Below are 12,815 nucleotides of genomic sequence, written 5' to 3' on the forward strand. Positions count from 1 at the left end.
GCATGCTTAATGATACTGTTGCTGAAAAACTCAATGCTCAAATCAATAGCGAGCTGTTTGCCTCTCACCTCTATATGTCGATTGCGGCCTATTTCGCCTCGCTCGATCTGACCGGCATGGCAAAATGGTTTCAGGCCCACTCGATTGAAGAGCATGAGCATGCCCGCAAACTGTTCAACTTCATGGAAAAAAGAGGCGGGCGCATCACCATCGGCAAGCTGGACGCACCCAAGGCGGAGTTTGACTCACCTGCGGATGCCTGGAAAACAGCGTATGAACATGAGAAGCATGTAACGGCCGCCATTCATGATATTTTCTCTGCCGCTGCAGAGGCTCGCGAATATGGCACCACGGCCATGCTGCAATGGTTTCTTGAGGAGCAGGTCGAGGAAGAGGATACCTTCCGCCGCAATTACAAATTGGCGCTGGCTGCGGGCGATGATGAGTGGAATCTTCAGGATATGGATGACCGTCTGGGGCAGCGAGCGCCAGCCCCGATGATCGAAGAATAAGCATGGCTTTGCCACAAAGGAACACAAAAAAGCCGGGCAACGCCCGGCTTTTTTGTCTTTCAATCAAGGCGATCAGGCATCAGCCAACGATGCAATCACCCGTGCCCAGGAGCGAATGCCCTTGTGGTAGCTCTTGAGATTATACTTCTCGTTTGGCGAATGGATATTGTCCTCGTCAAGCGCAAATCCGATCAGCATCGAATCCATGCCCAAAATCGTCTTGAACTCACCGACGATTGGAATCGAGCCACCCATGCCCATCAGAATGGCATCCTTGTTCCATTCATCCTTCAGGGCTTGCGCCCCTTTGGCCAGTGGCGGGAAGTCCGGCGACAGGCTGTGCGCTGGTCCAGCACCATGCTCTTCGAAGGTTACCGTACAGTCAGCCGGGACGCGCGCCTCGACAAAGGCTCGCAGATTGTCGCGGATCTTGTCTGGATCCTGCTGGCCCACCAGACGGCAGGAGACTTTTGCTGACGCCTTGGAAGCAATAACCGTCTTGAAGCCATCGCCGGTATAGCCACCCATAATGCCATTGAATTCGCAGGTTGGTCGCGCATTGATCTGTTCATAGACGCTGTAACCGGTCTCACCGGCCGGGATCGACAGATCAACTTCACCAAGGAAGCTCTTGCCGTCAAATGGCAGGGCATCCCATTGTGCCTTGACCTCTGGGGTCAACTCCTGCACGCCTTCATAAAAGTCCGGGATCTGAACGCGGCCATTCTCGTCATGCAAGTCGGCAAGGATTTTGCTCAGGATGCGGATCGGATTGGCAGCAGGCCCACCATACATGCCCGAATGCAAATCGCGGTCAGCCGCTGTGATGATGATTTCCTCACCAACCAGGCCACGCAACATTGTGGTGATGCTTGGTGTATCCGCATCAAACATGCCTGTATCACAGACCAGAGCCAGATCTTTTGACAGCTCGTCCTTGTTTGCATGCAGGAACGGCAACAGGCTAGGGGAGCCGCTTTCCTCTTCTCCCTCAAACAGGAAGGATACCGCCAGCGGCAGCGAGCCCGCAACGGCCTTATAGGCACGGCAGGCCTCAACAAAGGTCAGCAACTGTCCCTTGTCGTCCGATGTGCCGCGGCCCATCATCATTTTTACGCCTTTGCGCTCAACGATGGTTGGCTCGAACGGATCGGTGTTCCAAAGGTCGACCGGATCGACCGGTTGCACATCATAGTGACCATAAAACAGCACACTGGGACCGGCTTTTTCTGCTTGGTCAGCATCATGGGCAACGACCATTGGGTGGCCGGGTGTGTCCCGTACTTCTGCCGTGAAACCGATGCCATTCAGCTCGCCCGCCAGCCAGTCAGCGGCTTTTCTGCACTCGTCATTATAGGCTGGATCCGTCGATATGGATTTGAACCGCACCAGCGCTTCAAGACGGGACAGGGACTCATCGATATGAGCATCGATATGATCAAGTACGGCATCAAGTTTAGACATCGAACATCCTTGTTGGATTATGTGAGTTCGTCGGGGGGAGGGGCGCAAAGAGCCCAATTGGGAAGAGGTCAATCTAACAGCAAGATGCCTCACTTGCCAGACAGCGGGGAGTGCTTTTTCCATCTCATGCACCGGCGTAAGGGAATCACTTCCAGTCTGAGGTAGCCAAATTGAGACTTGGGTGTAGTCAAAAGTAGCATGTAATTTGCGTCTTTTTCTAAAGTTAGTATATTTCGCAAATAAGATAATTATAATATAAAGACGCCATAAAAGACCGAAAGGTCAGTGAATTTGACCGTTATGTCATGGAATTTTTGCTCTGAATTTACCTAAATAACTCAGTATTTCAGAGGGTTAAGCCTGTTTTGTGGCCCCTGCTATTCCGCAGGGCAGCTGTGCGACACGTGCGGCTGGTGGTCGCAAGACCGGGCTTTGCCAAACAGAGTGATGTGAATATGGCATAATCAAAGTGCAACTCAGGGGCGTTCATCCTTCCGCTGCGCACCGCGCATGGAGCGGGTGTCACCCCTCAACAGGCTCAGCACGGGAGGATCCAGATGTCCCAAATGCTCAAAGCGCTCACCCGCCCATCGCGCCGGGATCTGCTCAAATTTACCGCAGGCAGTGGTCTTCTTCTGACGGCAGCGGCCGCAGCATCCAACAGCAAGGCGCAAACCAAGACCAAGGCTCATATCGTTATCGCCGGTGCTGGGGCTGCCGGTCTTGCCGCGGCCAACCGGCTGGCCGCGCGGCTGGATGGGGTGAAAATCACCCTGATTGATGGTCGCAAACGTCATCTTTATCAACCAGGTTTCACGCTGATTGCTGCAGGCCTCAAACCGGCCAACTATTCCGTTTCCTCCACCCGGGAATGGATGCCATCGGGGGCGGAACTGATCGAGGAAGCCGTTGCGGAGTTTGACCCGGAAGGCAACAAGGTCATCACCCAGAGCGGCAAGGCCATTGCCTATGACTACCTGCTGGTTACAACCGGTTTGATGTTGGATTTCGATGCCATCGAAGGCTTCGAAAAGAGCCTCATCGGCAAGGACGGCATAGGGGCGGTTTATGCGGGGCCGGAAGAAGCTGAAGCCACATGGCGAGAAATGGACCGCTTCACAGATACAGGCGGCGTCGGTCTTTTCTACCGACCAGCGACCGGTATGAAATGTGCCGGTGCGCCACTCAAATATACCTTCCTGACCGATGATCGAGCCCGCCGCAAAGGAACACGCGGCAAGATCGAAGTCCATTATGCCGCGCACAATAATGGCTTTTTCGGTGTGCCGATCGTCAATGAAAAGCTGCGCATGCTATTTGCCGACCGCGGCGTCAAGCCTGTCTTCAATCATGTGCTCAAAGCCATCGATCCGGGCAAGAAGATCTGCACCTTTGCCACACCGGACGGTGACAAGGACATGCCTTATGACTTCACCAACGTCATCCCGCCCATGCGGGCACCCGACGCTGTGTTGAACAGCCCACTGCCGATCCATCCGGGCGATATGGCCAAAGGCGGCTGGGTGGATGTCGACAAATACAATCTGCGCCACAACCGCTTCAAAAATGTCTGGGCGGTTGGCGATGTTGCAGGCGTGCCAAAGGGCAAAACCGCTGCCTCGGTCAAATGGCAGGTACCGGTGGCGGTCGATCACATAATTGCCGACATCGAGGGCAAGACGTCCGACGAAGTCTATAACGGCTATACCTCTTGTCCGCTGATTACCAAGATCGGACGGGCGATGCTGATCGAGTTTGATTACAACAACAATCTGGTGCCCAGCTTCCCCGGTGTCATTGCACCACTCGAAGAACTCTGGATTTCCTGGTTGATGAAGGAAATTGCGTTGAAAGCCACTTATTTGGCCATGGTGCGCGGCCGCGCCTAACCCTCGGCAAAGGAGTTGAAACAATGAAAGAACTGACACTTTCCACCCTGCTGGCGGTTTTCGAGGAAGTTTTCGGCCCCGCCCTTTTCTGGGCGCTGGTTGCACTGGCAGTCATCGGCCTGATCGCCTTTCTTTATGTGCTGTTCCGGGAAAGGACACTCGCTTCGGGGCGCTTCCTGCGTTCCGAGATTGTCGGCGTCATTGGTGGCTTTGCGGCCATCTGGTTCGTCCAGACCATGACCTCTTCAGGCTATGGAGACATTGGCGGCCCGATCGATCTGATTATCCTCGCCTTGATCTGGATTGCCGGAGCGGTTGGTACGGTCATGGTGGCCTACACGCTCCAGGGACTGCTATTCAGCAACACCAAAGCCTGAGCAGTCTCTGACTTGAGAAAAACAAAACCGGGCTCTTGGCCCGGTTTTTTGCGTCTTGCGAAGGCAAGGGAAGGGGGTCACAGGAAAATTACCTCTTCCTCTGCCGAAGACCCACTGCGGCCCGGCGCTTTCAGGCGCTCGAGGGCGTCTTCGCGGTCCGGATCAGACGCCGGTTTTTCGCTTGGCTGACTGGCGGGCGATGGCTCGGGTTCTCTGCTTATGTCGCGCCGTGACAGGTTCAGAACATCGCTTTGGGACGGGGGCTCTTCCTCAGTGCCGTCAACAGCCAAGGTCTGGGATGCAGGCAAAGAAGCAGCTTGGCTTTCTCGGAACGCATCGGATTTCGCTGATGATTGATGAGTCTGACCTGATGGGATGGGAGAGGGCGAAGATATCGAACCAAATGCCGGATCGTCCTTTGGAGCTGGCATGGCTTTGGTTTCCCGATGCTCCTGAATTTTCGGGGCTGACCAGCCCAGCTCTTCATCGCTCATCGGGATATAGCGCGCGGCAAGCTCCAGATGCTTTTGCACGGTTCCAGTGGAGGCCGGCAGGATCACCAGCGAGGCAAAACCCAGCTTTCTGGCATTGAGCACATCCTGAGTCGTCGCTTTTTTGGAACACAGGATCAGGCACACCCCGCGCCCTCCCGCAAACTCGACATTGCGTGCCGGAATGAGAATGTTGGCAATGTCCTGCGGTCCATAGGCTTCATCAACAAACACCACATCAACTTGGCCTGCCCCAATTGTGATAGTGGCCTGCTTGATGTCGGTCATGGAGATCGGATTGCGAATGTCACAATTCTTCAGCAGTTCTGCCCACAATTGCCGGTCATGCTTGCGTGGTGCAAGAATGAGAACCGAGAGATCTTTGATTGGTTTTAAGCGACGCGACAAGATGGCCTCACACTTCGAGATATCTATGCCAAATCCTCCCGCAGCAAAGACAAAGCGCCACGAAAGGATAAATTGTTGGTCAATGACTAGACGCCCTGAACAGGCAAGCCAGCAAAGGGTTCGTCTAGTGTCCGCTAGAATTCCTTGGATTTCGTAAACAGATACAGTTACTTTTGACTAATCATAGCGGTCGAAAGTCGCAGTCATCGCCCGCTTTTCAGACTGCCCAGAATGCCGCGCACCAAAGCTTTGCCAAGCGAAGTGGCGACCGAACGGGCAACGGACTTCATGGCCGCTTCAGCGACCGATTGCCTGTTGGAGCGGCGGCTGGTCGTCCTGCGTCGTGATTGCCGTGTTGGACGGTCGTCGCGGCCGAAATCCGGCAATGAGAAGCCTGTACGGCCTCGTTTCATGCGGCCTTGCTCTTCGCGTTGTTTGTCTTCCTTGGCCCGCTGCGCCGCTTCGCGCTTGGCCTTTTCGGCCGCCTGTTCCTTGAGGATCTCATAGGCGCTTTCACGGTCAACGACAGTGTCATAGACCCCCAATACCGGGCTGTTATTGATCACTGCTTGCCGCTCGGCCGACGTGATTGGCCCCAGACGTGAGCTAGGAGGGCGGATCAGGGTTTGTTGCACCATGGAAGGCACGCCCTTTTTCATCAGCGTCGACACCAGAGCCTCACCAACGCCCATTTCCATGATCACCTGGCGGGTATCAAGCGCGGGATTGGGCCGGAAGGTATCAGCGGCCACCTTCACGGCCTTCTGGTCGCGGGGTGTGAAGGCACGCAGCGCATGTTGCACCCGGTTGCCAAGCTGGGAGAGAACCCCATCGGGCACATCGAGCGGGTTCTGGGTGACGAAATAGACACCGACGCCCTTGGAGCGGATCAGCTTGACCACTTGTTCGACTTTCTCGACCAGAATCTTCGGCGCGTCATCAAACAGCAAATGGGCTTCATCGAAGAAGAAGACGAGGCGAGGGCGGTCCCGGTCGCCGACTTCTGGCAGCTCTTCAAACAATTCAGACAGTAGCCACAACAGGAAGGTCGCGTAGAGACGCGGCGATTGCATCAACTTGTCTGCTGCGAGCACGGAGACCACCCCGCGTCCGTCACGGGTGGTGCGCATCAGATCAAGGATATTCAGCGCAGTCTCGCCAAAAAACTGCTCTGCGCCCTGTTGTTCGAGCACCAGCAGATCGCGCTGGATGGCGCCGATCGAGGCGGTGGAAATATTGCCATAGGCGGCAGACAGTTCCTTGCGTCGCTCTTCCATATTGACCAGCAAGGCACGTAGATCCTTTAGATCAAGCAGCAACAGACCCTCGTCATCGGCCAGTTTGAAAGCGATGTTCAAAACCCCTTCCTGCGTGTCATTCAGCCCCAAAAGGCGTGCCAGCAGCAACGGGCCCATATCTGTGATCGTGGTGCGGATCGGATGGCCCTGTTCGCCGAACAGATCCCAAAAAATGGTTGGCATGGCTTCAAACACATACTTGTCTGCAAAACCGATTTTCTCCGCCCGCTTGGCGAGGAAATCCTTCGGTTCGCCCGCCGCTGCCAAGCCGGACAGATCGCCCTTGACGTCGGCACAGAAGACCGGCACCCCTGCATTGGAAAAGCCTTCCGTCAGGATCTGGAGGGACACCGTTTTGCCCGTCCCCGTTGCCCCGGTAATCAGGCCGTGTCGATTGGCCAATGCCAGATTGAGATATTCTCCCTGACTGGTCTCGCTCCCGTCTGCATTGGTAAGAAAAGAAGTTCCCAGATAGACCTTGCCGTCCTGCAGCATGTGCTTTCCCCGTTCCTCATCCTGGTCCTGCGACCATTGGGCATCCTGATTTTGCATCCACTCCCATGATCTATTCATACAGCGTTCAGGCAGCGTGCGATAAGGCTGAATGCGACAGAAGAGATCAATCCCACACCGATTCTTTTACGGTGCTTGTCACAAGCCTGCAACCGGCTTTTCGGAAATTGCTCTCGCATTGTGTCGCTGGGCTTAGATGGATAAGACTTGTGTCTGAGACGGACCATCTATGCTCTTGCCTTTGATGCAAGCATGTGTAGGGTAACGTACACGTAAGGTTTGAATCGGGAGACGGACCACCTTCCCAAATGCTTTGGATGAGCGGGGAGCGACCGTCGAATTTGTTGAAGGCAGTCACCAGCCAAGGGGAAGGGACTGCTGCAAGGGAGACTAGAATGCAAGACGTCATTATTTCGCGCATCGCATCGGCCGCGGGTATTTCTGAAGAGATGGCTCAGGCAGCGGTGAAAATCATCCTCAACTTCCTTGCTAAGGAAGCCGACACCGACAAGGTGGAGCAGATTGCCGGAGCGCTCAATGCCAAGGAATTGCTTGAGGCAGAGAGCAATTCGGGCGGCGGACTGCTCGGTGGCCTGATGGGCGGCATGGGTGGTGCTATGGCCGCTATGAGCGAGCTGAACAGTGCAGGTCTCGGCATGGGCGAAGTGAAGTCCGTTGCTGGCGAGATGATTGACATTGCCAAGGAACATGTCGACGAGTCGATTGTCGATGAAGTGATTTCATCGGTCCCCGGCCTGAGCCAAATCATCTAGTCAGAAAGCGGCCCTTGCGGGTCGCTTTTTTTTGGCCCACTCTGGCTATGACGCGGTTGTTAACTGATCGGAACTTGATCAGTTGGCGACCACGGCGGGGATCAAATGGGGAGCCTGTCCAGTCTAATCATGAGCAAAAAGCTGGTTTGCAACGGACAGCGTTTGAACAGAGGAGAGAAGAATGTCGTCCTATCCAATTGCGAAAATCGAGGGTATCGGTCCAACCTATGCGGAAAAACTCAAAGCCGTAGGCATTTCCAACACCAAGGCTTATCTGGAGCGTGCAAAGGATCCGGCTGGCCGCAAGGCGCTGGAAACCGAGACCGGGATTGAGCATGCCCGCATTCTGAAATGGGCCAATATGGCTGACCTGATGCGGATCAAGGGTGTCGGTGAGGAATATTCCGAACTGCTCGAAGCCGCTGGCGTCGACACGGTCAAGGAATTGCGCAACCGCAATGCAGCCAATCTGACCGTCGCCATGAAAGAAGCCAACGAAAAGCGGAAGCTTGTTCGTCAGGTACCAGCCCAGAGCAATGTTGAACAGTGGGTGGCGCAGGCAAAAGAACTGCCGCCAATGATGACCTACTAAGCGAGTGCGAGCGGCTGGCCATCGCGGTTCGCGCGGTCAAAGGCTTGCCAGATGTGACAAGGAAAAGAGCTGGGCCAACCAACTATGATTGGCTCAGCTCTTTTTTTGCAAATGGCCGGTCTGAAACGGTAGGGATTATTGGGCTTGTTGTTGCCAGCGCATGCCCATACCGCGGCCCATTCCTCGGCCCATGCCCTGTCTCATCCCACGGCCCATACCGCGTTGCATGCCTTGTTTCATACCACGGCCCGGTCCCCAGGTCTGGTTGGACTGGCTGTTGTTGGCCATCTGCCCGTTGCGCGGCCCGAAGTCCGCGCTTGTCACTTTGCCGTCACCCGAACGATCCATACCGTCAAGCCAACGCTGGGTTTGAGCCAAGAATTCTTCCTTGGTCACGAAACCATCCTTGTTGGCATCATTGAAGGCGAGATCCATGCCAAACAGGCCACGCTGCCCATTGGTGGCTTCCTCTGGCGGCATTCTCTGGTTGGTCAGGAAGGCCGTGAACTCCTTGGCGACAATTTTGCCGTCTTCATCGTCATCCAGCACGCTGAAAAACTCGGCTCGACGCTCGTTGGCTTCTGCAAGGCTGACGGTGCCGTCTTCATCACTGTCCCAGCTATCGACGAACACCGGTTCTCCGGTGCGCTTACCACGGTTGGGGAAGGCGTTGGTCTGAGTCTGATTGAAGTCCATTCTGCGGCCCATTCCCTGCCGCATGCCTGGTCCCATTCCTTGCCTCATGCCGGGGCGTTGCATTTGGAATTGACCGTTATTCTGTGTCATTTGCTGGTTGGTCTGATAACCGGGGCCAAAGGCCATTGCTGCGCCGGTCATAGCAACTGCCGCAATCAGAGCTCCGCTGAGAAGAGTTTTCATGATGGTCTCCTGTGTCGAGTTGGTCTGTATATTCAGATCTTAGCAACAATAGGAGCGGTTGACGTGGCTCTGGCGCCAAACAGGCAAATGAGATCCCAGTTTTTTGGTAACCCACTGTATCGTGTTTCCGGACGGACAAGCTTTGTTACAAAACACAAAAAATGCCGCGATGAAGCGGCATTCTTTGCAAGGCAGACCGAGAATCGGTCTTGCTGTCATCATCGAAGAGCCTATTGCTCAGGCAAGTGAGATCTGGGCGTAACGCAAAGCTTCAACCACCGTCTGGGTCTTGTTGGCCGCTTGCATCTTCTCTGAAGCATTTTGCAGATGGGCATGCACCGTCCGCTGGGAAATTTCCAACTCAACGGCAATGTCATTGGCAGTCTTGCCTTCCGCCGTCTTGCTCAGAACCATCTTTTCGCGCACAGACAGTTCGCCGGGACGGGGCGGCAGCAATGGCTTGACGCTGTGCATCGCTTCCATATCGCGACTGATCATGCTCATGGCATTGCACAGGTCAGCATCGGAAATGGTAACGTTGGCGCCGGCCAGAAGGATCAGTATCTGCAACTGCTCGAGCGGAATATGCATGCCGATCAGTGAGTCGAAACCATTCTGGTCACCGCTATTGCGTTTAAGCAAACCATATAGAGGAGCGTTTGCCAGCCATTCGGTTTCTGCGCCATTTGATAGCAAGCGGACCGGCCTGTAAGCCACCGCAAGACGTCGCACGAGCGCATCATTACCGCGAATCTGTGACAATTGAACCGGCGTGAATGGCTCTTGGCCCCAATTTTGGTGAAGCACGAGCTTGCTCATGTCACGACCAGGAAGGGGGATGCCCGAAATCAGAACACGTTCCACACCATAAGTGCGAAATCGTTGCCCAATTTCCTGATATAAACCTTTTGTGCCACCGCGATTCTGTCCGGACAGAATCGCCTCGTTGGCAGACCATTGGGTATGGAACATTTATCTTTTTCTGCAATTCTGGTGTTGCGATCTGAGCGCCCCATCGAGACGCCTGATTTGTTATTTAAGGCAACATGAATCGCAATCCCGAACATTCAGGATCGAAATACAGTCGCTTTCCCCACTTTTACCCGTAGATATACCTGAACCATTGTTCCCTAAAGGGCAACCCAAAAGAGTGACAGCGCGACCATAAATATGGGGTTCTGAACAGATGTGAACGGCGGTTATAACGTTGGATTTGGCAAAAATGACGATGGTTTCGTCAAGTCTGCGAAAAAAACAATCGACCTATGCCTGTAAGACAAAGCGGAAATGCCAGATCACCGGTGCGATGATTCGTAACAGTCTGGACTAGGCAGGGGTTAGGCATTTTCCCTGAGAATTTCGCCAGTTTCCGCAGCCTGAGAAAATGTATTTGAGACATATCAAACCCAAACCGGACCATTTGGCCAGCTTGCGGAACGGACGGGTGGGTCTTAAACCATAGTTGGATCCCGACCAGTTCGGTCACCTTCAATCCGTCGTTGAATCGTTGGGCCAGAATGGCTTCCGATTTCGGGTCCACGGCATTCGACAAGAACATCATGAGAGCTGAGGAGAATAGCGCATCTTTGGACAGGGACTTGCGATATAACAAAGCGGTCGATGTTCAGTGCTCTATCATTCAGTTCAGATGCATGTTTCGCAAGGGAAGCGCCAAACCGCTGAGTGAGCGAGAGGGGCGGCGTTTGGGAAACTCAATCCGAGGTTGGAGCAGGGGCGCGAGCGGCGTGTTTCCTGTATTCATCTTTAACTAACTGGAGCGAACACGATGAGCGATGCTCTGAGGATAACTGACACTTTTCCTGGCTTCTCCCGTGATGAATGGGTTGCGGCAGTAGAAAAGGCCCTCAAAGGGAAACCTGTTTCCCGCCTGACCACCAAGACCGTTGATGGTCTTGAAGTGGAACCAATGTATCACCGTGCCAAAGGCAAAGAGCCTCTGGCCATGCGTGCAGACAACACCCCTTGGGCTGTTGCTCAGCGCGTCGACAATCCAGATGTCGCTAAAGCTAACAAGCAAGCGCTGGACGACCTGAAAAACGGCTCCAACATGCTGGTTGTTCCTTTCGCAGGCAGCGCAGCCGCCCGTGGCTACGGTATTGCCGCTGACAAGGACGCAATCGCCAAAGCACTCGACGGTGTCATGCTTGACGTCGTTAGCCTCCGCCTCGAAGGCGCTGGCCAGGCTGCTTTCGTAGAGTTCGTTGAAGCTAAGGGCGCTGCCCCAGCTGGTCTCTGCCTGTCCTTCGGTTTTGATCCTCTGGGCAATTTCGCTTCCACTGGTGGTGTTGCTACCGGTTGGGCAGCTGAACTGGCTGAAACCATCCGTGGCTTGCAGGACAAAGGCTTCAAAGGCCCATTCATCACTGTTGATGGCCGTCCTTACCATGATGCTGGCGCTTCCGATTCTCAGGAACTCGGCGCTGTTGTCGCAACCATCATCACCTATGTGAAGGCGCTTGAAGAAAACGGCTTTGACACCGCAGAGGCATTTGGTCTCATCGATGTCACCCTGTCCGTAAGCGCTGACCAGTTCGGTTCCCTGTCCAAACTGCGCGCCATGCGTAAACTGTGGGCGAACCTGCTGGATGCTGCTGGCGTTGAGTTCAAAGCGCTCAGCCTGCATGCTGAAACCTCCTTCGCTATGACCACCCGCCTGGATCCATGGGTAAACACCCTGCGCGTATCCACCGCTGGCTTCGCTGCTGGTGTTGGTGGTGCAAACAGCGTTTGCATCCTGCCACATGCCATCGCACTTGGCCTGCCAAATGCTCTGGGTCGTCGTATCGTTCGTAACCTGCAGATCATGCTGATCGAGGAATCCAACCTCTATCGCGTCACTGACCCTGCAGCTGGTTCGGGCTATGTTGAAGATCTGACCGACCAGTATGGCAACGCTGCTTGGGCTCTGTTCCAGGAAATCTTTGCTGCCGGCGGTATTGACGCAGCTCTGAAATCCGGTCTGGTTCAGGAAGCTATCGCCAAGTCGAGCGAAGTCCGTAACGCACTGATCGCCAAGCGTAAAGAAGCGCTGACCGGTTCTTCCGCATTCCCGAACATTCTGGAAGGCGAAACCGCTGTTGACGAAGCTGAACGCACCGAATTGGCTGCTGCTCCAGCAGGCGAATCTTGCGAACCTCTCAAAGTCTTCCGCTACTCCATGCCTTTCGAAGCGCTGCGTGATGCTGCCAAAGCTGCCGGTGAACCAACCGTCTTCTTTGCACAGATCGGTAAAATTGCCGAATTCACCGCACGTGCAACCTGGGCGAAAAACTTCTTCGAAGCCGGTGGCATCAAGTCTCTGTCCGATCAGAACTTCTTGGAAACTGGCGAAATCGGCGCAGCCTTCAAGGCTTCCGGTGCGAAAATCGCTTGTCTCGTAGCGTCTGATGCTCGCTATGAAGAAATGGGCGAAGAAGTTGCCAAGGAACTCAAAGAAGCTGGCGTTGAAATGCTCTGGCTGGCTGGTCGTCCTGCTGACATCATGGAAAAACTGTCTGCTGCCGGTGTTGAAGCTTACTGCTTCGAAGGCTGCGACGTTCTTGGTGAACTGCAGAACATCCACGCTCGTTTGGGCATCGCGCAGGCTTAAGGCTTAAGG

11 protein-coding genes are annotated in these 12,815 nt (G+C 54.6%); 6 read left to right on the forward strand and 5 right to left on the reverse strand.

What is annotated here, in order from left to right:
• Window positions 1-2 precede the first annotated feature (2 nt).
• Window positions 3-512 (forward strand): ferritin, encoded by a 510-nt coding sequence (locus DSD30_RS13275; RefSeq protein WP_114010456.1) that lies wholly within the window; start codon window positions 3-5, stop codon window positions 510-512.
• Between the two features lie 72 nt (window positions 513-584).
• Here the strand turns inward: DSD30_RS13275 and DSD30_RS13280 are convergent, their stop codons facing one another.
• A complete protein-coding gene (locus tag DSD30_RS13280) occupies window positions 585-1,976 on the reverse strand; it encodes a dipeptidase (protein ID WP_114010140.1) in 1,392 nt (463 codons plus the stop codon).
• A gap of 557 nt (window positions 1,977-2,533) precedes the next feature.
• Here DSD30_RS13280 and DSD30_RS13285 point away from each other — a divergent pair.
• Window positions 2,534-3,865 carry an NAD(P)/FAD-dependent oxidoreductase gene (locus tag DSD30_RS13285; protein WP_245418467.1) on the forward strand — a complete coding sequence of 444 codons (1,332 nt, stop codon included), beginning with the start codon at window positions 2,534-2,536 and terminating at the stop codon, window positions 3,863-3,865.
• 23 nt (window positions 3,866-3,888) lie between these two features.
• Complete coding sequence (locus DSD30_RS13290; RefSeq protein WP_114010141.1) at window positions 3,889-4,242, forward strand: DUF5368 domain-containing protein; 354 nt, start codon at window positions 3,889-3,891, stop codon at window positions 4,240-4,242.
• Window positions 4,243-4,319: 77 nt separating this feature from the next.
• Here the strand turns inward: DSD30_RS13290 and DSD30_RS13295 are convergent, their stop codons facing one another.
• Together DSD30_RS13295 and DSD30_RS13300 are read right to left on the reverse strand one after the other, a co-directional pair.
• Window positions 4,320-5,141, reverse strand: coding sequence for a hypothetical protein (locus tag DSD30_RS13295; RefSeq protein WP_114010142.1), 822 nt, complete (start codon window positions 5,139-5,141; stop codon window positions 4,320-4,322).
• A 203-nt stretch (window positions 5,142-5,344) separates the two neighbouring features.
• The gene (locus DSD30_RS13300; protein WP_114010458.1) at window positions 5,345-6,934 is read right to left on the reverse strand and encodes a helicase HerA-like domain-containing protein; all 1,590 of its coding nucleotides are present in this window, start codon (window positions 6,932-6,934) and stop codon (window positions 5,345-5,347) included.
• Window positions 6,935-7,347: 413 nt separating this feature from the next.
• On the opposite strand from DSD30_RS13300, the gene DSD30_RS13305 reads away from it, so the two are divergent.
• Both DSD30_RS13305 and DSD30_RS13310 read left to right on the forward strand, forming a co-directional pair.
• The gene (locus tag DSD30_RS13305; protein WP_114010143.1) at window positions 7,348-7,725 is read left to right on the forward strand and encodes a DUF2267 domain-containing protein; all 378 of its coding nucleotides are present in this window, start codon (window positions 7,348-7,350) and stop codon (window positions 7,723-7,725) included.
• A gap of 181 nt (window positions 7,726-7,906) precedes the next feature.
• A complete protein-coding gene (locus DSD30_RS13310; RefSeq protein WP_114010144.1) occupies window positions 7,907-8,317 on the forward strand; it encodes a DUF4332 domain-containing protein in 411 nt (136 codons plus the stop codon).
• Window positions 8,318-8,452: 135 nt separating this feature from the next.
• Here the strand turns inward: DSD30_RS13310 and DSD30_RS13315 are convergent, their stop codons facing one another.
• Together DSD30_RS13315 and DSD30_RS13320 are read right to left on the reverse strand one after the other, a co-directional pair.
• Entirely contained in the window at window positions 8,453-9,196 is a 744-nt protein-coding gene (locus DSD30_RS13315; RefSeq protein WP_114010145.1) for an EF-hand domain-containing protein, read from the reverse strand.
• 237 nt (window positions 9,197-9,433) lie between these two features.
• A complete protein-coding gene (locus DSD30_RS13320; protein ID WP_157967701.1) occupies window positions 9,434-9,928 on the reverse strand; it encodes a helix-turn-helix domain-containing protein in 495 nt (164 codons plus the stop codon).
• 1,054 nt (window positions 9,929-10,982) lie between these two features.
• On the opposite strand from DSD30_RS13320, the gene DSD30_RS13335 reads away from it, so the two are divergent.
• A complete protein-coding gene (locus DSD30_RS13335) occupies window positions 10,983-12,806 on the forward strand; it encodes a methylmalonyl-CoA mutase family protein (RefSeq protein ID WP_114010149.1) in 1,824 nt (607 codons plus the stop codon).
• Window positions 12,807-12,815: the final 9 nt, after the last annotated feature.

The organism is Cohaesibacter intestini (assembly GCF_003324485.1).
GTDB classification, from domain to species: domain Bacteria; phylum Pseudomonadota; class Alphaproteobacteria; order Rhizobiales; family Cohaesibacteraceae; genus Cohaesibacter; species Cohaesibacter intestini.